Below are 23,563 nucleotides of genomic sequence, written 5' to 3'. Positions count from 1 at the left end.
AAAAGCAACTCGCGCAGCTGGAAGAAGAGAAAGCGACGCTTACCGCGCAGAACGAGAAGAACGTCAGTGCGCTGAATAACAAAGCACATACGCTTCAGGCGGAACTCGATAAACGCGCCGCCGAACTCGCCGCGCTCAAAAAGGCGGGCGCAGAGCACACCCAGAGCCAGAGCGCGCTGGAAAAGCAACTCGCGCAGCTGGAAGAAGAGAAAGCGACGCTTACCGCGCAGAACGAGAAGAACGTCAGTGCGCTGAATAAACAGCTCGCGCAGCTGGAGCAGGACAAAGCAGCGCTCGCAGCGCAGAACAACATGCTGCTTAAAACCAGCACGCTTAGCAAAGAAGAGAAAGAAAAATTACAAAAAGCGCAGGCGGAGCAAACCGCGTTGCTGCAAAAAAACCAGGCGGCAGAAGCCGCACTCAAAGCGCAAATAGCTACGCTTACGGAAAAACTTAACGCCTCGACCATGCTTGCCGCCAGCACGCAGGAAAAAGCCACGTCCCTTGCGACGGAGCTTGCCAGCGTGAAAGGCAGTCAGAGCGACAAAGAAAAAGCGCTGCAGAGCCAGCTACAGCAGGCGGCGCAGTTAGCCGCAGCGAAAGAAACGCTCAATAAGCAGCTTACCGCCGCACAAACGGATATCGCCACGCTGAAACAAGCGCTGGCGGACAAAGAGAGCCGTTTGCAGCAGTCGGATAACGCGCTGGCCTCGCTGAAAGAAGAATCACAATCCGTAAAAGCGCTGTCGACGGCTTCCGCTACCAGCCAGCAAAAAGCGCAGGCTGAGCTTGAGGCGCTTAAGCGCGCGAATGAGGAGCTTAACGGTAAACTGGCAAGCCTGAACGCCGACGCGGCAGCGCAAAAAGCGCAGGCCGAAAAAGAGAAAGCCGACTTACTGGCGCAGACAGAGAAACTGAAAGCCGACGCGGCAGCGCAGGCGCAGGCGCAGACCGCCAGTAAAACCGCACCGGAAGTGAGCGCCGCGACGCTTAAAGATAAGGCGAATAAACAGTCCTACGCGAATGGCGTTATGTTCTCAAGGCTGGTGCAAAAAAGCATGGACCAGATGGCGGATCTGGGTATCAAAACCAATCTTCCAATCCTGCTGGCGGGGATCAAAGATGGCCTCGCGCAAAAGGTCGCTGTTGAGCCAAAAGCATTGCTGTCATTGCATGAATCGATGCTGAAAGAGCTTTCCAGCCGCGAAGAGAAGAAGTATCAGACGGGTATCGACAAGCTTGAGAAAGTCACCGCTCAGAAAAAGCTGCTGAAACGTAATAAATCGCTGTTCTTTGTGCAGACGAAAGCAGGCAAAAAAGCTATTGCGCCGGGCGAGACGATTAACGTCACCTTCAAAGAGGAAACCTTAGAAGGCCGCGTGCTGAACAATAACGCGAATGTGCCGGTGCTTTATGACGAAAACCTGCCGTATATTTTCCAGCAGGCGCTGGAACTGGGTAAACGGGGCGGCATCATGGAGGTTTACTGCTTCGCAGGCGATCTCTATAACCCGGACACCATGCCGCCGGATCTTTTCAACTACTCGTTAATGAAGCTGACCGTCACGATAAGCGCTGGCAAATAAAAAAAGCCGGGGGTAACCCCGGCTTGCCGGAAGGCCACATCACTCGGGGGAGTATTCTTGATGCGGATGGTCCAGCCAATGTGTCAAATAGTGGGCGACCGCCTGTTTGCTGCAGTGCCCGATAACCGGCAGGTGGGGAAGTTCCGCAATGAGCTGCGGCATAGCGTTACCCATAATCAGCCCCTTCCCTGCCAGCGATAACATTTCGCGATCGTTCATCGCATCGCCAAACGCCATACAATCCGCCATCGTAATGCCAAGATGCAGGCTCAGCGCCTGCAACGCCGCGCCTTTGTTGCACCCGGGCGGCAGCACTTCCAGACAGTCGAGCGCCGAAAAGCAAATATGCGCCTGCGAACCGAGCGCCTCGCAAAGCTGAACGCGCAGCTTACACAGCGCGTCGTGATCGGCGACAAAGCAGATTTTCGTCACCTGGTGCGCGGGCAAACGCTTCAGGTCAGTCAGCTGATAGCGAAAACCGCTCCACGCGTGCGCCTCAAGTAACGCCAGGTCGTCGGTCTCCGTCAGCCAGCCGCTGTCATTAAACACGTGCAGACTGGCCGGGGTATTCCAGTGACCATGCAGCACGGCTTCCGCTACCTGCGGCGATAAATCCTCGGCGAACAACAGTTTGCCCGACGGCGCATGAATACGCGTGCCGTTGCCGGTAATGAGGAACGCCTCCAGCGCGATTTTTTGCAGCATCTGCCGCATTTCCAGCAGGTGACGACCGGTCGCGAACGCCAGCGTTACGCCGCGTTGATGCAGACGGCGCAACGCCATCTGTGTAGTTTCGCCAAGCTGATGGTCAGGCATCAGCAGCGTGCCATCCATATCAAAAGCGGCCAGTCGCGCCATGGTTTGTCCCCCTCTTTCGGTTGACTTGCAGTATTGCCTGGCATATACGGAACTAATAGTGAATAGTTACGAAAAGTTGTTCCGGGTTTTGATATGCGCCTTCTGAACCGCCTCAATCAGTTTCAGCGGCTGTGGCAGCCCTCGGAGGGCGCGCCGCAGGCCGTGACCATCGCAGAGCTTGCCGCGCGCTGCTTTTGCAGCGAGCGTCATGTCCGCACGCTGCTGGGCCAGCTCCAGCAACAGGGCTGGTTGCGCTGGCGCGCGCAGTCAGGCCGCGGCAAACGGGGCGAGCTCACTTTTCTGGTGTCGCCCCATACCGTGCGCGCCAGCATGATGGAAACCGTGTTACGCCAGGGGCAGCCTCATCATGCCCTGGCGCTGGCCCAGCTCGCGTCGGGGCAACTGCGCCAGTTGCTGCACCCGTTTCTGGGCGGCCAGTGGCACAACGATACGCCCACGCTGCGCATTCCTTATTACCGCCCGCTGGAGCCGCTGAGGCCCGGCTTTTTGCCAGGTCGCGCCGAACAGCATCTGGCCCGGCAAATCTTCAGCGGACTGACGCGCTTTAACCCCCACACCGCGCGTCCGGAAGGCGATATGGCGCACCACTGGAGCGTCTCGCCGGACGGACTGAGCTGGCGGTTTTATCTGCGCCCTACCCTGCACTGGCACAATCATGAGCCCATCGACGCCTGGCAACTCCAGCTGCGGCTGCAACAGCTGTTGTCACTTGAGACGCTGCGCCAGCTGTTCGCAAGCGTTAAAGAGATCGCAGTGGATCACAAACACTGCCTGCGCTTTGAACTCACGCGCCCGGATCACTGGCTGGCGTGGCGGCTTGCCAGCCATGGCTGTTATCTGGCCCACCCGGAGGACGCCGCGATCGGCAGCGGGCCGTTCCGGCTCGCCACGTTTTCGCCTGAGCTGGTGCGCATTGAAAGCCACGACCGCTGTCATCTCGGGCACCCTTTGCTGAATGCGGTTGAATACTGGATAACGCCGGATCTCTTCGACAGCGCGCTGGGCACCAGCTGTCGCCACCCGGTGCAGATAGCCATCGGGCAACAGGAAGAACTCGTGCATCTGCGCCCCGTCAGCAACAGCGTCAGCCTCGGGTTCTGCTATCTCGGTATCCGGCAAAACGGGCGGCTGTCGCGCGCGCAGGCGCGCTGGCTGATGCAACTCATTCATCGCAGCGGCATGATAGATAGTCTGCCGCTCGACGAGCATCTGATCACGCCCAGTCATGAACTGTTGCCCGGCTGGCATCTTCCGCAATGGTCCGACGAGCCTCCTCCGCCACTGCCGCCGTCGCTGACGCTGGTCTATCACCTGCCGGTCGAATTGCCGGTGATGGCCCGTCAGCTTCAACACTACCTGGCGGCGCGCGGATGCGCCCTGACGCTGCATTTTCATCAGGCGAAAAACTGGGACGGCTGCACGCACCTGGCGCAGGCGGATATCGTCATGGGCGATCGGCTGATTGGCGAAGCGCCGGAATATACGCTGGAGCAGTGGTTACGCTGCGATCCGCTCTGGCGACACCTGTTAACGGGCCCGCAGCGGGCGCATCTGGAAGCCACCCTTGACGCGGTGCAAAGCCATCCGGATGACCAGAGCCGTCACGCGGCGCTGCGCCAGGTATATCAAACGCTGATGCATGACGCCGTTATCACCCCGCTCTTTAACTATCGCTACCAGATAAGCGCGCCGCCAGGCGTAAACGGCATCGAACTTAACGCGCTCGGCTGGTTTGATTTCAGCCGCGCGTGGCTGCCGCCGCCTCAAGAAGCTGGTGGACGCGCCAGTGCGGCGCTACCATAACGGTTTTGCTATTCAATGACAGGGGCTTTATGAAACGTGCCGTTGTGGTCTTCAGCGGAGGCCAGGACTCCACCACCTGCCTGATTCAGGCGTTACACCAATACGATGAAGTGCATTGCGTAACGTTTGACTATGGACAGCGCCATCGTGCGGAAATTGATGTCGCCAGCGCCCTTGCCGCATCGCTGGGCGCGCGAGCGCATAAAGTGCTGGATGTGACGCTGCTTAATGAACTCGCGGTCAGCAGCCTGACGCGCGACAGCATCCCGGTGCCGGATTACGATCCCGACGCCGAAGGGTTGCCGAGCACCTTCGTGCCTGGCCGCAATATTCTCTTCCTGACGCTGGCCTCGATTTACGCGTATCAGGTGCAGGCGGAAGCGGTGATTACCGGCGTCTGCGAGACCGATTTTTCCGGCTACCCGGATTGCCGCGACGAATTTGTCAAAGCGCTGAATCACGCCGTCGCGCTCGGAATGGCGCGCGACGTACGCTTTGAAACACCGCTGATGTGGCTGAATAAAGCCGAAACCTGGGCGCTCGCGGATTACTGGGGCAAGCTTGATGTCATCCGCCAGCAAACCCTGACCTGCTATAACGGCATTCAGGGCGATGGCTGCGGCGAATGCGCCGCCTGCCATCTGCGCGCCAACGGGCTCAGTCAGTATCAGGCCGCTAAGCCTGCTGTCATGGCCGCGATGAAGCAGAAAACCGGGCTTAAATAGCCAGGTTTTTCCCGCTGATACGTTCAAATTCGCGGGCGTCGTGGCTGCAAAACAGTCGCACGCCCGCGCTGGCGTCTGCGGCCAGAAGCCGTAGACGTTTCTGGTTTGCCAGTCGCGCGGCTTTGTCTTTTTGCATCATCCACTGATAAAAACGCAGGCCCGGCGTACAGTGCGGATCTGCCGCCATTTCATCGCGATAAAACCAGGCGTCGCCGCCGTGCAGCAACCAGCCCTGCGGCGTATCAATCGCTACGCCCGCATGCCCTTCCGTATGTCCCGGCAGCGGGATCAATAAAATTTCCGGCGGCAGGCCATCAAGCGAGCGCACGGCGCTGAAACCAAACCACGGCTCGCCATGCGTCTGATACCCATGCCAGCCAGAACGGTTGCCCCACTGCCCCGGACGATAGCGCGCGCTGTCAAGCCACGTGTCGCGCCCGTCTGCGGCCGTCATTTCCCGTTGCATCAAATGCACCTGCGCGTGCGGAAAATCGCTGATGCCGCCCGCGTGGTCGAAATCCAGATGCGTCAGCACAATGTGGCGGACATCTTCCGCCTTAAAGCCCAGCGCCTGAATATGATGTAGCGCCGTTAATGATTCCTGGTACTGAATATTGTTCAGCGCCCGGAAAAAGAGCGGCAAACGGCGGCCAGGATGGCGCATATCATCACAACCAAAACCGGTATCCACCAGCACCAGCCCGTGATGTTCAGTTTCAATAAGCAGGCAATGGCAGATGAGATGCGCGTGCAACCCTTTACTGAAGCCATCGTACAGCGCGCCGCCCAAAGGACACATACAACCGCAGTTGAGATGGTGTACTCGCATAGCCTCTCCTTTGTTGCGCAGTCTTGAGAATTTAACAATGGCTTTGAAGTATAAACGGTGCTGAAGAATGTGACGGGATATGGGGCTGACAGCGTCGCGCTGTTCGTACAGCCAACAAAGTTTGTTTTATCCCCGCTCGCGCGGGGAACAGCCGACCGTCACGTTTAGCGAGATACAGGACGCCGGTTTATCCCCGCTCGCGCGGGGAACAGGTCTGACCGCAAAACACTGAGTCTGGTATGAACGGTTTATCCCCGCTCGCGCGGGGAACAGTACATCGATACTGCGAACAACGAGCGAGTCGTCGGTTTATCCCCGCTCGCGCGGGGAACAGGATACTCGACAGCGCGAACAGCGAGCTCACCGCGGTTTATCCCCGCTCGCGCGGGGAACAGGTCTGGCGTGTGTGATGTGACCCGCGTCACGCCGGTTTATCCCCGCTCGCGTGGGGAACAGCTTTGCTGCGAATGGAGCGTCATAGCCATGAGCGGTTTATCCCCGCTCGCGCGGGGAACAGACGATAACGTGGGTAATTCCCTCCCCGATCTGCGGTTTATCCCCGCTCGCGCGGGGAACAGGGGCACATGCTTCACCTTTCGCCAGACGGCGACGGTTTATCCCCGCTCGCGCGGGGAACAGAAAGCTCACACTCACCCCCTAATATGGCTTTACGGTTTATCCCCGCTCGCGCGGGGAACAGTCTGCCCGCGACACAAAAGATGGTGTCACCTCCGGTTTATCCCCGCTCGCGCGGGGAACAATGAACTGGTGGCTGACTATATCGGCGCGGAATCGGTTTATCCCCGCTCGCGCGGGGAACAACTTCATGGGGTTTATTATATACACACTAAATTCGGTTTATCCCCGCTCGCGCGGGGAACAAGGAAACCTGACGTTCACGGTTACGCGGCGTCCAGGTTTATCCCCGCTCGCGCGGGGAACAAGTCAGGTTCGTAACTGAAACGCAAAAAAGCAGCGGTTTATCCCCGCTCGCGCGGGGAACAACTGGCTGAACGTGTCGGAATGTCGGCCGCTGGCGGTTTATCCCCGCTCGCGCGGGGAACAATAATAAATCTGTATCGTGTGGTTAAATTTCATCGGTTTATCCCCGCTCGCGCGGGGAACAAGCAAGATCCGCAGAGAGAAACGACCGAGCGGACGGTTTATCCCCGCTCGCGCGGGGAACAAGGAACGCCCCTGTTCAGAGTGTTGATCAAGCCCGGTTTATCCCCGCTCGCGCGGGGAACAAACTAAAAGTAACGCTTTGTACTGCTTAGGATTTTTTCGCCTTCCACATCCTACCAACATTTTTACAACAACCCATCTTGTTAAAGAACGGCTGCCCTGTTGATTTTGAACGCCTTTTTCAGCAACGCTCGTGGGCCGTTAACATCTACCGGATTGTTTATCTTCAGCGGCGATAAATCCACGATGGCGGGCACACGCACCGCTATTGCAGAATTTACCCTGTGAGTTTTTCCAGTTTTTCACGCAGCTCGCCGTCAATCGGCAGCGCTTTCTGGGTTTTCAGATCGATACACACAAAGGTGATGAGCGCATCGGCGACTACCTCGCCTTCAGGCTCCAACGTGATGACCTGGCTTAGTATCCCGCTTTTACCGTTAAGCTGTTTCACCTGACTTGTGACGGTCAGCAGATCGCCAAGCACGGCGGGCCGCCGGTAGTTGATATTGATGTTAACGACGATAAACGCGATGTTGTTCGCCATCATCCATTTGAAGCTTTCATCGTTTTCCAGCCCATCCCAGCGGGCTTCTTCCAGAAACTCCAGATAACGCGCGTTGTTCACATGCTGATAAACATCGATGTGATACCCACGCACTTTGATTTGAGTCTGCATAGCGCTTAAACCTTTTCTTTTTTGTAGGGGATACAGGGTCATATAAAAAACAGAGGCCACACCACTGGTATGACCTCTTTAGTCTGGCAAAGTTTTTCAACTCTGCAAGCACGGATGATTAACGATTAGAGACGGATCCGGGAAAGGTTGCGTTCAACGAGCGAATTGCCCATTCCCGGCACCTGTTTTAAATCCTCTATGGACTTAAACGGGCCATACTCTTCGCGATAGCTGACGATAGACTGCGCTTTCTTTTTACCAACGCCGTTCATCGCCTGCGCAAGTTCATCCGCCGTGGCGGTATTAATACTCACGGTTTCTTCGAGGGTTTCAGGCGCCGTTTCCGGCTTCGCCTGCGGCGCAGCGGCAGCCGGTTTTTCTTTTACCTGCTCCACCTGCGCTTTGCCTGCTGATGGCGCCGCGGTTGCTGTGGTGCAAAAGATGCCGCCCGCGAGCGCGACGGCGAGACAAAAAGCGTTGATTCCACGTTTCATGCTGTGATCTCCTTGTTTGTTAACAGCACCGCCACCTTAAGCGGAGAGAGAAACGGGCTCAAACGCCAGATTTCAGAAATGGAAAAGGCCGCGAAAGCGGCCTTTGGGGTTTGCAGTGAATTGCAAAAATTGTGCGAGACGTCTCGTTATTGCTGTGGTGCCGTGCCCGTATCGCCAAGTTTGATTTTGGCGTCTTTACGCAGGCCCTTCAGCAGCGCGTCAAAGGCGATTTCCGCATTATTCTGGATAAGGCGTTGGCCCATGGCTTTCTTCTGCGCGTCCGGCATGGTGCCGCTGCGCACGTCATCCAGCGCCAGCAGCACGACGTTGCCCTGCATGTCGTTGCCAATGCCGTAGCTCGGCTTATCTTTCGCCGGCAGCGGCAGTGCGAACACGGGCTGCGTCAGGGTGTCCTGAGTAGTGCGCTCGAAGGTTTTCGCCGGGCTGAAAGCAATACCTGCCGCTTTCAGCGCCTCGTCCCCTTTGCCCGCTTTCAGCGCGCCCAGCAGTTTTTGAGCTTCTTCATTCGCAGCCTTGAGCGCCTTCTGGTGTTTCACCAGCGCGGTGACCTGCTCTTTGACGTCGGCGAGCGGTTTTTCCGCCTGCGGTTTGTGATCGGTAATGCGCAGCACGAAGGCGCGGTCGCCATCAACGGTGATGATGTCGGAGTTGCTGCCCGGCGTACCGTTCGCGCCCAGCAGGTTGCCGCCAAACACCGCGTCGGTAACCGGTTTAAAGTTCAGCTCTGCCGGCACTGCATCGCGGCTGAACCAGTCGGTGTCCACCGCTTTCACGCCAGCGGCTTTTTCCGCGCTGACCAGCGATTCGTTGTCGTTGTTCGCCGCATCGCTCACTTTACGCTGCAGTGCGAAGAACGCGTCCAGCGCTTTCTCCTGCTTCACTTTCGCGCTGATGTCGTCATGTACTTCAGAAAGCGGCTTCACTTTGGCAGGCGTGGTGTCGTCAAGACGCACAATCAGGAAGCCAACAGAGGATTTGATCACGTCAGAAAGCTGGCCTTTGTCTTTCAGACCGGCATTTTTGAACTCGTCCGGCGTGGTGCCTGGCTCCAGCCACCCCATATCGCCGCCGTTGCGGGCGGTGATGACATCCACCGATTTCTCTTTCGCAAGCGTTGCGAAATCCGCGCCCTGCTTGAGCTGCGCGAGAATGGCTTTCGCGTCGGCTTCAGTTTTGGTCTGGATCAGGCTGTAGCGGTTGCGCTCTGGCTGGCCGAATTCATCCTGATGTTTGTCATAGTACGCCTGGATTTCGTCTTCGCTGGCGTTCTCTGCAAGCGCGGCGGCGTCAAGCTTGATGTAGCTTACGCGGAACTGCTCAGGCGACTGGAAGCTGTTGGCGTGCTGCTGGTAGTAGTCTTTGATTTCCTGCTCGGAAACCTGCTGCTTCTGGGCCAGGGCATCGACGGCAATAGTCGCGGTGCGTGCCTGACGCTGCTGGGCGAACAAGGCGGCGAACTGATCGCTTTCGCCTGGCAGAATGAAATCGCTGCCCATGACGGCGCTGACCAGTTGATCGGTGGTGAGCTGGTTACGCAGCGCCTGCGCGTATTGATCGGCGCTCATGCCCATGCTGGTGATAATGGCGTTGTAGCGCGCATTATCAAATTTTCCGTCGCTCTGGAATGCCGGGTTTTTGAAGATGGACTGACGCACTTGCTCGTCGCTGATCTCCAGATGAAGCGAGCGCGCATACTGGTCGATCAGGGCTTCGTCAATCAGCCCCTGCAGCGCACGCTGGCGCAGCTCGGCCATATATTGTTCATTGGAAGCGAGCTCAGAGAAGCGGTCGCCCATTCTTCTCTCGAGGTTGTTGCGCTCGATGTTGACCGCATTTTCAAGCTGGGCCCGGCTGATCTCCTGGTCGTTAACTTTTGCGGCATAGTTGCTGTTACCGCCAATCAGGTAGTTACTCACGCCAGTCAGTATGAATGACAGGATAATCAAACCCAGAATGATCTTGAGCACGACGTGATTCGCCGCCGCGCGTAAATTGTCCATCATGGTGTAACAACACTCCGCTGTAGAATGACAGGTAGAACTCGCACAGAAACGTGGCGACATCCGCTGGGCCGCTGCGCGCAAAGGCGTATTGTGACAAGAAACCGGGGCGGTTGTCAGCCCATATCGGCAGATTACTCATCCAGAAAGAAAAAAGGCACATCTGACGATGCGCCTTGTTTTTTATCCCCTGGCTGCGATAACGCCAGCCACAGGATCAGTTAACCGCGTCTTTCAGGGCTTTACCAGCACGGAAACCCGGAACTTTCGCAGCCGCGATGGTGATTTCCTTGCCCGTCTGTGGGTTGCGGCCGGTGCGGGCAGCACGTTCACGAACAGCAAAAGTACCAAAGCCAACCAGCGCTACTTCATCCCCGGACTGCAGAGATTCAGTCACGGAATCAATCAAAGCATCTAACGCACGTCCAGCCGCTGCTTTAGAAATATCGGCACCTGCGGCAATTTTGTCTATCAGTTGAGATTTATTCACTCTTCTCTTCCTCTCTTTATATTTTATATCGCACCGGAATCCTTCGCGACGCGACCGCGCAGCAGTTATAACAGTCCTCACATGCCCTTACAACAGGAGTTGTTGATGGCACCCCGGACCGGCAATCTAAATTAGCTATACAAAAAAAGGCTGGCAAGTGCGAAAGCACTCACCAGCCCTGTTTTTCTCAGTGCGCTTGCGTCAGGTCACTATTTTGCGGTGGCGACCTGCATGCCGTACGGCGCGTTTTGCAGCGCCAGCGTCAGCACTTCTTCGATGCGCTTGACCGGGTGGATATCCAGATCGGCAATCACGTTCTCCGGGATTTCTTCCAGATCGCGCTTGTTTTCATCCGGGATCAGCACGGTTTTGATGCCGCCACGGTGGGCTGCCAGCAGTTTCTCTTTCAGGCCGCCAATCGGCAGTACCTGACCACGCAGCGTGATTTCACCGGTCATCGCCACATCGGCGCGAACCGGGTTGCCGGTCAGGCAGGAGACCAGCGCGGTGCACATGGCGATACCGGCGCTCGGGCCATCTTTCGGCGTGGCGCCTTCCGGCACGTGAACGTGAATATCACGTTTTTCGTAGAAGTCGCTGTTGATGCCAAGCTTCTCAGCACGGGCGCGCACCACGGTTAACGCCGCCTGGATGGACTCTTGCATCACTTCGCCAAGAGAACCGGTGTAGGTCAGTTTGCCTTTGCCCGGCACGCACGCGGTTTCGATGGTGAGCAGATCGCCGCCCACTTCCGTCCACGCCAGCCCCGTCACCTGCCCTACGCGGTTTTCGCTGTCGGCGCGGCCATAGTCGAAGCGCTGAACGCCCAGGAAATCCTTCAGGTTTTCACCGGTGATTTCGATGCGTTTGAGCGATTTATCCAGCAGTAACTGTTTCACCGCTTTACGGCACAGTTTAGAGATTTCACGTTCAAGGCTACGCACGCCCGCTTCGCGAGTGTAGTAGCGGATGATGCCGATGATGGCGCTGTCATCCACGTCAATCTCGTTCTCTTTCAGCGCGTTACGCTCAATCTGCTTCGGCAGCAGGTGGCGCTTCGCGATGTTGAGTTTTTCATCTTCGGTGTAACCGGACAGACGGATCACTTCCATACGATCCAGCAGCGGCGCCGGAATGTTCATGGAGTTGGACGTCGCGACAAACATGACGTCGCTTAAGTCGTAATCCACTTCCAGGTAGTGATCGTTAAAGGCCACGTTCTGTTCCGGATCGAGCACTTCCAGCAGTGCGGACGCCGGATCGCCACGCATGTCCGAGGACATTTTGTCGATCTCATCGAGCAGGAACAGCGGGTTTTTCACGCCCACTTTAGCCATTTTCTGAATCAGTTTACCCGGCATGGAGCCGATGTAAGTACGGCGGTGACCGCGAATTTCCGCTTCGTCACGCACGCCGCCCAGCGCCATACGGACATATTTACGACCGGTGGCTTTAGCGATGGACTGACCGAGCGAGGTTTTACCTACCCCCGGCGGCCCGACCAGGCAGAGGATCGGCCCTTTGATTTTATTAACACGGCTCTGGACCGCGAGGTATTCCAGGATGCGGTCTTTGACGCGCTCAAGGCCGTAGTGGTCGGTATCCAGGATTTCCTGGGCCTGACGCAGGTCTTTTTTGACTTTGCTGCGCGCATTCCACGGCACCTGCACCATCCAGTCGATATAACCGCGCACCACGGTCGCTTCGGCGGACATCGGCGACATCATTTTCAGCTTCTGAAGCTCGGCTTCGGCTTTCTCTTTCGCCTCTTTCGGCATTTTGGCCGCGTCGATTTTACGCTTCAGCGCTTCGTTTTCGTCCGGCGCGTCGTCCATTTCGCCGAGCTCTTTCTGAATGGCTTTCATTTGCTCGTTCAGATAGTACTCGCGCTGGCTTTTTTCCATCTGTTTTTTGACGCGATTACGAATGCGTTTTTCAACCTGCAGCAGGTCGATTTCCGATTCCATCATCGCCATCAGGTATTCCAGACGCTCGTTGATGTCGGACATCTCCAGCACCGACTGCTTGTCGCTGAGTTTCAGCGGCATGTGCGCGGCGATGGTATCCGCAAGACGCGCCGGATCGTCGATGCTGTTAAGCGACGTCAGCACTTCTGGCGGGATTTTTTTGTTCAGCTTGATGTAGCCTTCGAACTGGCTAATGGCGGTGCGCACCAGCACTTCCTGCTCGCGCTCGTCGATAGCCGGAGATTCGAGGTATTCCGCTTTCGCCGCAAAATGGTCGCCATTATCGGAAAGCGTGGTGATACGCGCGCGCTGCAAACCTTCGACCAGCACTTTGACGGTGCCGTCCGGCAGTTTCAGCATTTGCAAAATAGACGCCACGGTACCGACGGTAAACAGATCGTTCACGCCCGGCTCATCCGTTGAGGCTTCTTTCTGCGCCACCAGCATGACTTTTTTGTCATTATCCATGGCGGCTTCAAGACAACGAATAGACTTTTCCCGTCCCACAAACAAAGGGATAACCATGTGCGGATAAACCACCACATCGCGCAATGGCAATACGGGGATTTCAATGCGTTCAGAACGCTCAGGATTCATAGAGCTCTCTCTTAGTTTAGTTTCCGCCTGGTGATGGGGCGCATGTGAACGCACTTCACGGCATCACCAATTAAGTAATTCAGTATATGGGGATGTTTCCCGGACATTCAACGGCACGGAAGCAGGAAAAATAAATGGGGGAATATTTCCCCCATTGAATGTTAACTGATTGTCGGAACTGGCGGATTATTCGCCGGATGCCTGCTGGGCTTCCGGCTTGCCATAAATCAGCAGCGGTTCGCTCTGGCCGGCAATCACCGACTCGTCGATGACCACTTTTTCCACTTCGTCCATGGACGGCAGATCGTACATGGTCTCAAGCAGCGCCGCTTCTACGATAGAGCGCAGGCCACGCGCACCGGTTTTGCGGGACATCGCTTTCTTCGCGATGGCTTCCAGCGCTTCGTCGCGGAACTCAAGTTCCACGCCTTCAAGATTGAACAGCGCCTGATACTGTTTGGTCAGGGCGTTTTTCGGCTCTTTCAGGATCTGAATCAGCGCGTCTTCGCTCAGCTCGTTAAGCGTAGCCACTACCGGCAGACGACCGATGAATTCCGGGATCAGACCAAACTTGATCAGATCTTCCGGCTCAACCTGAGACAGCAGTTCGCCTTCGGTCGCTTTCTGCGATTTACCTTTCACCGTTGCGCCAAAACCAATGCCGGAGCCGGTTTCAACGCGGTTAGCGATAACTTTATCGAGGCCTGCGAATGCGCCGCCGCAGATAAAGAGGATCTTGGAGGTATCAACCTGCAAGAACTCCTGCTGCGGATGCTTGCGACCGCCCTGCGGCGGTACGGCAGCCACGGTGCCTTCGATAAGCTTCAGCAGCGCCTGCTGAACGCCTTCGCCGGACACGTCGCGCGTGATGGACGGGTTATCGGATTTACGGGAGATTTTATCGATCTCATCGATATACACGATGCCGCGCTGCGCTTTCTGTACGTCGTAGTCGCACTTCTGGAGCAGTTTCTGGATGATATTTTCCACATCCTCGCCCACGTAACCGGCTTCGGTCAGCGTCGTGGCGTCGGCCATGGTAAACGGCACATCCAGCAGGCGCGCCAGGGTTTCGGCGAGCAGCGTTTTACCGCTACCGGTCGGGCCAATCAGCAGGATGTTACTTTTGCCAAGCTCCACGCCGTTGGAGGTATCGCCGTTACGCAGACGCTTGTAGTGGTTGTAGACCGCTACCGCCAGCACCTTTTTCGCCTTTTCCTGACCGATGACGTAATCGTCAAGATGGCTACGAATTTCATGTGGCGTCGGCAGAGCGCTGCGTTCACGGTGCGGAGCCACTTCTTTAATCTCTTCGCGAATAATGTCGTTACACAGATCGACACACTCGTCGCAGATATACACGGACGGCCCGGCAATCAGCTTGCGCACTTCATGCTGGCTTTTGCCGCAAAAAGAGCAGTACAACAGTTTGCCTGAGCTGTCTTTGCGCTTATCTGTCATGAGTCAAAACCTCTTTTCTGTTCTTAGTGCCGCACGCGACAACGCCATGCCAATACCAGCGCCTGCCGCCAGGATACCGAGGGCCACCTCTTAATGAGTATAGCGGCCCTCGCGTGGCGGGCGTCAGTTACGATGGGTCATGATGGAGTCAACCAGACCATACTCTACTGCTTCACCTGCAGAGAGGAAACGGTCGCGCTCAGTGTCTCTCTCGATTTGTTCAAGAGGCTGGCCCGTATGTTGCGCCATCAGTTCGTTCATGCGTGCTTTCACTTTCAGGATTTCGCGGGCGTGGATTTCGATATCCGTCGCCTGCCCCTGGTAGCCGCCCAGCGGCTGGTGGATCATTACGCGCGAGTTGGGCAGGCAGAAACGTTTCCCTTTCGTGCCCGCTGTCAGCAGGAAGGCGCCCATTGACGCGGCCTGGCCCATACAAATGGTGCTGACGTCCGGCTGAATAAACTGCATGGTGTCGTAGATTGACATCCCGGCGGTGATTACCCCACCCGGCGAGTTAATGTAAAGATAGATGTCTTTCTCTGGGTTTTCCGCTTCCAGAAACAGCATCTGCGCAACAATCAGGTTAGCCATCTGGTCTTCGACCTGGCCGGTCAGAAAAATGATACGTTCCTTGAGCAGACGGGAGAAAATATCGTAAGAACGCTCGCCGCGCGAGGTCTGTTCAACAACCATCGGCACCAGAGCCATATGGGGTGCAAATTGATCACGTTCGTCACTGTATGACATATCCGTCTCCTGGATAAATATTCTGAGTAACCTGCTGCACTGATTCTACTTGAGACCGTACAGGATGACTATGCTCCTGCCGGTAAACACCTTACGGACGGATTATCAGCCAGTCGTACACTTTTTACTGTTTCATTAATGGGGATAATGATGCCCTGTTTCAAGCATAACAATCTTTTGCTGTTACGCTAACACCGAAACACCCCTTACCCGCCATTTTTGGGTAGGAAAAGTGACAAAAAAGCCCGTCACCCTGCGGTGACGGGCCCCATGTGCCTCGTCGTGAAACGATGAAAGGGCTTACGCCTGCTGGTTCATCAGTTCGTTGAAAGAGGTCGGTTTTTCGGTCACTTTCGCTTTCGCCAGTACCGCTTCAACCGCCTGCTCTTCCAGCGCCACGTTGCGCATGTTGTCCATCAGCTCATTGTTCTTGCTGTAGAACTCGATAACTTCTGACGGATCTTCGTAAGCGGAAGCCATCTCTTCGATCAGCGCTTTCACGCGATCTTCGTCAGCTTTCAGCTCATGGGTACGAATGACTTCGCCCAGCAGCAGACCAACAACGACGCGACGTTTAGCCTGTTCTTCGAACAGTTCGCGCGGCAGTTCCAGAGCCTGTTTCTCGTTACCGCCGAAACGCTGTGCAGCCTGGCGGCGCAGCACGTCGATTTCGCCGTCGATCAGCGCAGCCGGAACGTCGATGTTATTCGCGTTCACCAGACCTTCGATAGCCTGAGACTTGATGCGGTTACGCACGGCGCCTTTCAGCTCGCGGTCCATGTTTTTACGCACTTCAGCGCGCAGACCGGCAACAGAACCATCTTCAACGCCGAAACGTTTGATGAATTCTTCGGTCAGTTCCGGCAGTTCGCGCTCTTCAACTTTCTTCAGGTTGATGACGAACTTCGCGGCTTTACCTTTCAGGTTTTCGGCGTGGTACTCTTCCGGGAAGGTCACGTCGATGGTGAACTCTTCGCCCGCTTTGTGGCCTTTAACGCCTTCTTCAAAGCCCGGGATCATGCGGCCCTGGCCCATCGCCAGGACGAAGTCGGTCGCTTTGCCGCCTTCGAACTCTTCGCCATCTACAGAGCCGGTGAAGTCGATGGTGACGCGGTCTTCCGCATCAGCGGCGCCGTCTTTGTCTTTCCAGGTCGCCTGCTGCTTGCGCAGGGTGTCCAGCATGGTGTCTACGTCAGCGTCGGTCACTTCAACAACCGGTTTTTCCACTTCGATAGATTCCAGACCCTGCAGCTCAACTTCCGGGTACACTTCGAACTCTACGGCGTAGGTGAAGTCTTCGCCCAGTTTGTATTCGCCCGGAACATAGTTCGGTGCGCCAGCCGGATTGATTTTTTCTTTGATGATAGCGTCAACAAAGTGACGGCTCATCAGATCGCCCAGCACATCCTGACGCACGGACGCGCCATAACGCTGAGCAACAACATTCATCGGTACTTTGCCTTTGCGAAAGCCGTCGATACGCACTTTCTTTGCCACGTTGACCAGCTCGCTTTTTACAGCGTTCTCGATGCTGTCAGCAGCGATAGTAATCGTTACACGGCGCCCAAGGCCCTGAGTGGTTTCAACTGAAACTTGCATCTTGTTACCTCAAAAAATCACAGTGCTCGGTCAACTCTGGAAGCCCTATGGTATTCGCTTCGCAGAACCGGGACGTCTTCTTTAGCAGAAACACTATCCCTGTCGCCAGAATCGTCCCGAAGACATTCCGAAAAATAAGACGCAGCATTATAGCGGCATCCCCTTGGGGAGTCGAGAAAAGCCAGCCGAGGCATTGCGGCACTTTTCACACTTCCCGGCAAAATTACGACTGAAAAGTGCACATAGCGCGCAAAATTCAGGCAAAACAAAAACGGCCACGCAGGCCGTTTCGTTTTATTACCGCTGGCGCAACATACTGGAAAAGCTCCCGACGTTGCAACTGTGATCGATCAGGCCAGCGTGCCGGCTCCCCGACAGGCAGGAGAAGGCAGGACCGTATCCTGAAGCCCTTCCCACTCTTTGAGGGTGTAGGTGTGCAGCGCCAGCGCATGGACCGTCGAGGCCAGTTCTTCGCTAAGAATGCTGTAGATGAGGCGATGCCGATTTAAAAAACGCTCGCCGACAAAGCGATCGCTGACCAGCACGACTTTGAAATGGCTTTCAGAGCCCGCGGGCACGTTATGACGATAGCTTTCATCCACTACATCCAGAAAGACAGGCTCAAGGGCTGCCTTCAGTTTTTCTTCGATCTGCTCGCGTATCATCATAAGACTCTCCTCGACAACGCTGCGATGGCAGCCATCACTTTAAAGGTTAGCCGCTTTTACCGTTTCCATTGTCAAAAAACAACACAATTTTAACTTTTGCAGCCGCCTCGCTTTATGGCAGGCTTTGCGCCCTATAGCGCGGTTTTACGGTAATCGGTAACAGCGCTAAGCCAGACGACGGTCATAAAAAAGACATTGCGTTATTTTCAGTCGCCTGGCCTCTTCCCCTCACGCATGGCGATGCTATGATGGCGGGAATTTTCTTCTTTATTGCCCATGGACCGTTGAGAGCCTGAACATGTTAAAAAAAGTACTCTTCCCGCTCGTCGCCCTTTTTATGCTGGCCGGTTGCGCGACGCCGCCGACAACCATTGAAGTCTCCCCGAAAATGACCCTGCCGCAGCAGGATCCGAGCCTGATGGGTGTGACCGTCAGCATCAACGGCGCCGATCAGCGTCAGGATCAGGCGCTGGCGAAAGTCACCCGCGACAACCAGCTGGTAACCCTGACCGCGTCCCGCGATCTGCGTTTCCTGCTCCAGGAAGTGCTGGAAAAACAGATGACCTCTCGCGGTTATATGATTGGCCCAAGCGGCGCGGTGGATCTGCAGATTATCGTCAACCAGCTCTATGCTGACGTGTCGCAGGGCAACGTGCGTTACAACATCGCCACCAAAGCGGATATCTCTATCATCGCTACCGCGAAAACCGGCAATAAGATGACCAAAAACTACCGCGCCAGCTATTCTGTTGAAGGCGCTTTCCAGGCGAGCAATAAAAATATCGCCAACGCCGTTAACTCCGTGCTGAGCGACACCATCGCCGATATGGCGCAGGACACCAGCATCCACGAGTTCATCAAACAGAACGCGCGTTAATCATCTTTGTTTTTCCTGGCCCGGTTCGCCGGGCCGCTTTTTTTACGGCCGCCCATGCACAGTCATTATTTACGTCTTTTCCAGCAGCCGAAAACCGCCATTTTACTGATCCTCGGCTTCGCTTCCGGTCTCCCGCTGGCGCTCACGTCCGGCACGCTCCAGGCCTGGATGACGGTCGAGAATATCGATCTGAAAACTATTGGTTTCTTCTCTTTAGTCGGTCAGGCTTACGTCTTTAAATTTCTCTGGTCTCCGGTAATGGACCGCTACACGCCGCCGTTGCTCGGCAGGCGTCGCGGCTGGCTGTTTATCACGCAGGTATTATTGCTGATCGCCATCGCCGCCATGGGCTTTCTGGAACCCTCAACGCATCTGCGCTGGATGGCCGCGCTGGCGGTGCTGATTGCGTTCTGCTCGGCGTCTCAGGATATCGTGTTCGATGCCTGGAAAACGGATGTGCTGCCCGCAGACGAACGCGGAACAGGCGCCGCGATAAGCGTGCTGGGCTACCGGCTGGCGATGCTGGTGTCAGGCGGTCTCGCGCTGTGGATGGCCGACCGCTGGCTCGGCTGGCAGGCCACCTACTGGCTGATGGCCGCGCTGCTTATTCCCTGCATTATCGCCACCTGGCTTGCGCCTGAACCCGACGAGGCCATTCCCGCGCCGCGCACGCTGGAGCAGGCGGTGGTCGCACCGCTGCGCGATTTCTTCGGACGCAACAACGCCTGGCTTATCCTCCTGCTGATTGTGCTTTATAAGCTTGGCGATGCGTTCGCCATGAGCCTGACCACCACCTTTTTAATTCGCGGCGTCGGCTTTGACGCAGGCCAGGTGGGGATGGTGAATAAAACGCTGGGGCTGCTCGCCACGATTTTCGGCGCGCTGTACGGCGGCGTGCTGATGCAGCGCCTCTCGCTGTTCCGCGCGCTGATGCTTTTCGGCATTCTGCAGGCGGTCTCGAACGCCGGTTACTGGCTGCTGTCGGTAACTGATAAAGATCTGCTGAGCATGGCCGCGGCGGTCTTCTTTGAAAACCTGTGCGGCGGCATGGGCACCGCCGCGTTTGTGGCGCTGCTGATGACGCTCTGTAATAAGTCGTTCTCCGCCACACAGTTCGCTCTGCTTTCCGCGCTCTCAGCCGTGGGCCGCGTTTATGTCGGTCCGGTCGCGGGCTGGTTTGTGGAAGCTTACGGCTGGCCGACGTTTTATCTCTTTTCGGTCGTCGCTGCCGTGCCGGGCATTCTGCTGTTACAGCTGTGCCGGGGAACGCTGGAATATACGCGCGACACCGGCGAGTTTCTGCGCCGTCAGACGTACCCGGCGGGTTATCGCTTCGCGCTGCGCCTGCTGCTGCTCGGCTGCGCGGTTCTTGGCGTCTGGCTGCTGGTTATCATCAGCAACGCGCTCGGCCTGAGCGCGTTGACCTTCGGCGTCACCCTGCTTGAAGCAGGCATGCTGCTGGCGGTTGCCGGTATCGCGCTGGGTTGTCTGCTCGATTACCTGGCGCTGCGCCGCAGTACGGCGCGTTCAGAGCCCAAGGCGTAGTAATACGATCATATTGCTTATCATCGCGCTGTACACTTTAGTGCCGAATGGAATCAAAAACAGGTTAATGATCCACGGAAGCTGACTGATAAGCTTGACAGGAAACCCCACCGGCCCGGAGATAATATCAATGGGCCAGCGCCACCAGGACCGCGCATGCGGTCTTAAACACACCACCAGCACCGCCACGATAATGACCGCCATATACACCAGCGGCGAGATGTCATGATTTTTCTGGTAAAACCCGACGGTATAGCGCGCAAACTCTCCCACCGGCAGGGCAAGTAACGCGACCGATAACAGCACGTAGCCCACACGAATGCCGATCCGCGGGCGGCTGCGTTCTGGATAGCGGTTCCAGAAATGAGGTATGCCGAACAGGTAAACGACCACTATCGCGCCGACAATCCCGACATCCAGCGCCGTCACCTGCGGGTCGAGAGCCAGGAACCCCAGCACGCCGCCCCAGAAGATCACAGAAATGAAGGTATGGAGTGACAGCGCCCAGCCAGGCGTAGATAAAAGCGCAATAATGACCGGATTAAGCCGCTGCCATAACCCTGGTTGCTCGCTGCACATTATGTGTACACGCTGGCGAGCCTCATCAAGAAAGCCGGGCCACAGACGCCCCCACCAGGGTAGCGGCGCCTGCGGCTCGCTTATCAGCTTCCAGCGGGCTTTCGACAGCCAGCTCGCCTGATGCTGCCCGCGCTCCACGACCATCCGGTAATCTTCTTCCGTCGTGGTGATACGCGCCTCAAGCGCCCAGATCAGGACGTCAGGTAGGGCCGTGCTGCGGTAGTGATCAAGCTCCCAGCCCATGATTCTGCCCACATGCTCCAGCATGCCGCGCGTCAGCCACTGCTCTTCAGAGAGCGCATCGGCAAGCCTCTCGCTGAAATACCGACGTGCCGCCAGCGCATCCGGCAGTCCGTCAGCCAGAAACGCCTCTAACTGCTGACAGCCCGACATCTCGTCAGCCACAATGGTGATTGCGAGCGCCTGCGCTTGTTCGTTAAGCGTCTGCGGCTCCCAGTCTGCGAGGGCCACGGTTTCCGCCTGCGGCAGCGGCGTGTCCTGTGGCGTTACCGGCGGTTGCGGCGTAAAGCGGTACGTGATGACGTTTTCATCATCCGCCTCTTCATCCTCTTCTTCGTCGTCATAATCCTGATAGCGCTGCGCCGCCTCATAGGCTTCCCGCAACTGCTGATACTTTTGCGGATCCTGATCCGGGCGGTGCTGTTTGACGATTTTCGCCCACGCGCGGCGCAGTGCGGCTTTATCTTTAGTCGGCTCAAGGCCGAGTTGCGTCCAGGCGTCCATTAGCGCAATCCGTCGTCAAACTGCGCGAGGATCTGCTCCAGCGCCTGGCGCGCGAGCGCGATCTCACGCAGATCCTGACTCTCCAGCGCCTGCTCGAACTGCGCGCTGTAGTGATCGATAAGATGGCGTCTTTCGCCGAGCGTTTGCTCATAGCGCAGGCTCGCCTGCGACAGCAGTTGCCGGTTCTCCGTGCGATCGCGCGGGTGAATTTTCAGGGCGTCAAGCTGCGCCAGCCGCTGCTTAATCTCTTCCGGGCTAAGGCTGCCGGGCGCGCGCTCAATCACCAGCGACGCCGCGCTCTCCTGTCCGTCTATTTTGCACTCCACTTCCAGAATGCCGTCGAGGGTATAGGTGAAACGCACATCCACCGTCACCTCGCCCGCCGGGCGCGCGGGAACATCGAGCGTAAATTTATCGAGCAGAATATTTTCCGCGACCCGGCGCGCTTCGCCCTGGAACACAGCGATCTCCAGCTGGCGCTGGTTATCGTAAACGGTAGAAATAGAACGGAACATGCTGACCGGCACAAAGCTGTTGCGTTCAATGATGGGCAGGAAATAGCCGCTGTCATAGCGCTCGCCGTTACGACGCGCCGTTTCGATGCCAAGCGAATACGGCATGACGTCGGTCAGCACGATGTCATCCAGCGCGGCGTCGAGGCTGGCGAGCCCCGCCTGGATACCCGCGCCGAGCGCGACGACTTCATCCGGGTTGAGTTCAGCGCGCGGGAAGCGGCCAAACATACGCGCGGCCAGCTGACGCACCACCGGCATACGCGTGGCGCCGCCCACCAGAATCACATCATCCAGATCGCTGATATCAAAGCGGGCGTCGCGCAGCGCCTGGATGACCGGCTGTTTGAGGCGCGCCAGCAGCGGCTGACAGATCTCCGTTAAAGTGTCGCTGTCTAGCGTCCACATCATGTCATGGCCGCCCACATTGAGCGTGGCGGTCGCCTGCGCCTGGTGCGTCAGTTGTCGTTTGAGATTTTCAGCCTCTGCCACCAGTTGCGCTTCGTCCTGCGCGCCCGACGGCTGATAGTGCGGATAACACGAGAGCATCCACTGGCGGATGATATCGGTGAAGTCATCGCCGCCAAGGCGCGCGTCGCCGCTGCTGGCGCGCACTTCAATCACGCCTTCAAACATATCGACGATGGAAACGTCAAACGTGCCGCCGCCGAGATCGAAAACCAGAAACTTTTGCTCGCGGTTATCGGCAAGGCCGTAGGCGAGCGAGGCCGCCGTCGGTTCATTCACCAGCCGTTCAACCGAAAGCCCCGCCAGATGGCCTGCGGTTTTAACCGCTTTACGCTGGATATCGTTAAACCAGGCCGGGACGGTGATGACCGCGCGAGTGATGGCGCAGCCAAGCGCCACTTCCGCATCGGCTTTCAGCTTGCGCAGCACCAGGGCAGAAAGCTCCTCAGCCCGGAAGCGATGTTCGCCGAGCGCAAAAATTTTATCGGTGCCCATGTAGCGCTTGAAGCTGGCATGTGTGAGGGTCGGGTGGCTCACCAGCCGCGCTTTCGCCGCCTCACCCACAATTAAATGGCCCTCATCGTCCAGCCCGACGACAGATGGCGTCAGTAAACGCTGTTGGCCATCGGCGATCAGCGCGGCGCGTCCGTCATTAAACCAGGCCACCGCGCTGTTGGACGTGCCCAGATCGATGCCTACCAGAGGCGTTGCTGTTTCCATGCGTATCAACCCTTTACCCTGAGTATTTGTTGTTTTTTTGTTGCTTTTATCGCCAGAAAAAAAGCACAACGAAGAAAGTGTTTCATTTTTCTGGTCAATAAAATAGCATCTGATTTGCTTAGATATATTTATCGAAATTTGGTAGCAGAGACTTTAAATAATTTCGTTTATCATTCTGTGCGACATTATTTTTAACGATTCAGCACGGTGAAGAATTATTTCCGTGGCGTTATTGTTTCGCATTTGAAACCGCCTTGTTAATTTATTGTATGTTATTTTCTCCCCTATATACTCAATTCCCGTCTTGACCTTACTTTACATAGGATTTTGTTATAACCCTTGCCATGTGGCTGTCATGACTTACATTTTACATTTTGTTGCATTGGCTGTG

At 56.5% G+C, this 23,563-nt stretch carries 17 protein-coding genes, 1 pseudogene and 1 CRISPR repeat array; of the genes and pseudogenes, 5 read left to right on the top strand and 13 right to left on the bottom strand.

Features of this window, described 5'->3' with window-relative positions; all coding sequences use genetic code 11:
• Positions 1-1,586 (top strand): annotated as a pseudogene (locus AACV31_RS13590) (hypothetical protein); the annotation flags it as partial.
• A 39-nt stretch (positions 1,587-1,625) separates the two neighbouring features.
• Here AACV31_RS13590 and cof read toward each other — a convergent pair.
• Positions 1,626-2,444, bottom strand: coding sequence for an HMP-PP phosphatase (cof, locus tag AACV31_RS13585; RefSeq protein ID WP_075198219.1), 819 nt, complete (start codon positions 2,442-2,444; stop codon positions 1,626-1,628).
• A gap of 93 nt (positions 2,445-2,537) precedes the next feature.
• Between cof and AACV31_RS13580 the strand changes: the two genes are divergently transcribed.
• Entirely contained in the window at positions 2,538-4,268 is a 1,731-nt protein-coding gene (locus AACV31_RS13580) for an SgrR family transcriptional regulator (RefSeq protein ID WP_165153175.1), read from the top strand.
• A 29-nt stretch (positions 4,269-4,297) separates the two neighbouring features.
• A complete protein-coding gene (queC, locus tag AACV31_RS13575; protein WP_075198221.1) occupies positions 4,298-4,993 on the top strand; it encodes a 7-cyano-7-deazaguanine synthase QueC in 696 nt (231 codons plus the stop codon).
• On the opposite strand, the gene AACV31_RS13570 is transcribed toward queC, so the two are convergent.
• From AACV31_RS13570 to bolA, 10 genes are all read right to left on the bottom strand, one after another.
• A complete protein-coding gene (locus tag AACV31_RS13570; protein WP_165153173.1) occupies positions 4,986-5,822 on the bottom strand; it encodes an MBL fold metallo-hydrolase in 837 nt (278 codons plus the stop codon). The genes queC and AACV31_RS13570 overlap by 8 nt on opposite strands.
• 122 nt (positions 5,823-5,944) lie before the next feature.
• Positions 5,945-7,071: direct repeats of the CRISPR family, unit length 29 nt; unit sequence CGGTTTATCCCCGCTCGCGCGGGGAACAG.
• Positions 7,072-7,284: 213 nt separating this feature from the next.
• Complete coding sequence (locus AACV31_RS13565) at positions 7,285-7,683, bottom strand: YbgC/FadM family acyl-CoA thioesterase (RefSeq protein ID WP_075197578.1); 399 nt, start codon at positions 7,681-7,683, stop codon at positions 7,285-7,287.
• 125 nt (positions 7,684-7,808) lie between these two features.
• The gene (locus AACV31_RS13560) at positions 7,809-8,177 is read right to left on the bottom strand and encodes a helix-hairpin-helix domain-containing protein (RefSeq protein WP_161578109.1); all 369 of its coding nucleotides are present in this window, start codon (positions 8,175-8,177) and stop codon (positions 7,809-7,811) included.
• Between the two features lie 146 nt (positions 8,178-8,323).
• A complete protein-coding gene (gene ppiD, locus AACV31_RS13555) occupies positions 8,324-10,201 on the bottom strand; it encodes a peptidylprolyl isomerase (RefSeq protein ID WP_165153171.1) in 1,878 nt (625 codons plus the stop codon).
• A gap of 214 nt (positions 10,202-10,415) precedes the next feature.
• Complete coding sequence (gene hupB, locus AACV31_RS13550) at positions 10,416-10,688, bottom strand: nucleoid-associated protein HU-beta (protein ID WP_007766399.1); 273 nt, start codon at positions 10,686-10,688, stop codon at positions 10,416-10,418.
• Positions 10,689-10,897: 209 nt separating this feature from the next.
• Positions 10,898-13,252 (bottom strand): endopeptidase La, encoded by a 2,355-nt coding sequence (lon, locus tag AACV31_RS13545; protein WP_007766396.1) that lies wholly within the window; start codon positions 13,250-13,252, stop codon positions 10,898-10,900.
• A gap of 186 nt (positions 13,253-13,438) precedes the next feature.
• The gene (gene clpX / locus AACV31_RS13540; RefSeq protein WP_007766392.1) at positions 13,439-14,713 is read right to left on the bottom strand and encodes an ATP-dependent protease ATP-binding subunit ClpX; all 1,275 of its coding nucleotides are present in this window, start codon (positions 14,711-14,713) and stop codon (positions 13,439-13,441) included.
• A gap of 123 nt (positions 14,714-14,836) precedes the next feature.
• Positions 14,837-15,460: an ATP-dependent Clp endopeptidase proteolytic subunit ClpP gene (clpP, locus tag AACV31_RS13535; protein WP_004387730.1), complete on the bottom strand. Its 624-nt coding sequence runs from the start codon at positions 15,458-15,460 to the stop codon at positions 14,837-14,839.
• A gap of 300 nt (positions 15,461-15,760) precedes the next feature.
• Positions 15,761-17,059, bottom strand: a complete 1,299-nt coding sequence (tig, locus tag AACV31_RS13530; RefSeq protein WP_007766391.1) for a trigger factor — start codon at positions 17,057-17,059, stop codon at positions 15,761-15,763.
• Between the two features lie 350 nt (positions 17,060-17,409).
• On the bottom strand, positions 17,410-17,727 hold the full coding sequence (gene bolA / locus AACV31_RS13525; RefSeq protein ID WP_007766384.1) for a transcriptional regulator BolA: 318 nt from the start codon (positions 17,725-17,727) through the stop codon (positions 17,410-17,412).
• Between the two features lie 298 nt (positions 17,728-18,025).
• On the opposite strand from bolA, the gene AACV31_RS13520 reads away from it, so the two are divergent.
• Positions 18,026-18,604 (top strand): lipoprotein, encoded by a 579-nt coding sequence (locus AACV31_RS13520; protein WP_007766381.1) that lies wholly within the window; start codon positions 18,026-18,028, stop codon positions 18,602-18,604.
• 54 nt (positions 18,605-18,658) lie between these two features.
• On the top strand, positions 18,659-20,149 hold the full coding sequence (ampG, locus tag AACV31_RS13515; protein WP_165153169.1) for a muropeptide MFS transporter AmpG: 1,491 nt from the start codon (positions 18,659-18,661) through the stop codon (positions 20,147-20,149).
• On the opposite strand, the gene AACV31_RS13510 is transcribed toward ampG, so the two are convergent.
• Together AACV31_RS13510 and AACV31_RS13505 are read right to left on the bottom strand one after the other, a co-directional pair.
• Positions 20,132-21,472 carry a J domain-containing protein gene (locus AACV31_RS13510; protein WP_165153167.1) on the bottom strand — a complete coding sequence of 447 codons (1,341 nt, stop codon included), beginning with the start codon at positions 21,470-21,472 and terminating at the stop codon, positions 20,132-20,134. The two genes, ampG and AACV31_RS13510, sit on opposite strands and share 18 nt — an antisense overlap.
• A complete protein-coding gene (locus AACV31_RS13505; RefSeq protein ID WP_165153165.1) occupies positions 21,472-23,172 on the bottom strand; it encodes a molecular chaperone HscC in 1,701 nt (566 codons plus the stop codon). Before AACV31_RS13505 ends, AACV31_RS13510 begins: the two co-directional genes overlap by 1 nt.
• Positions 23,173-23,563 lie beyond the last annotated feature (391 nt).

It is taken from the genome of Cronobacter sp. EKM101R (genome assembly GCF_963888145.1).
Classification (GTDB): domain Bacteria; phylum Pseudomonadota; class Gammaproteobacteria; order Enterobacterales; family Enterobacteriaceae; genus Cronobacter; species Cronobacter turicensis.
Note: the sequence above shows the minus strand (reverse complement) of the source record. Positions and strands in the feature narration are given on the sequence as shown.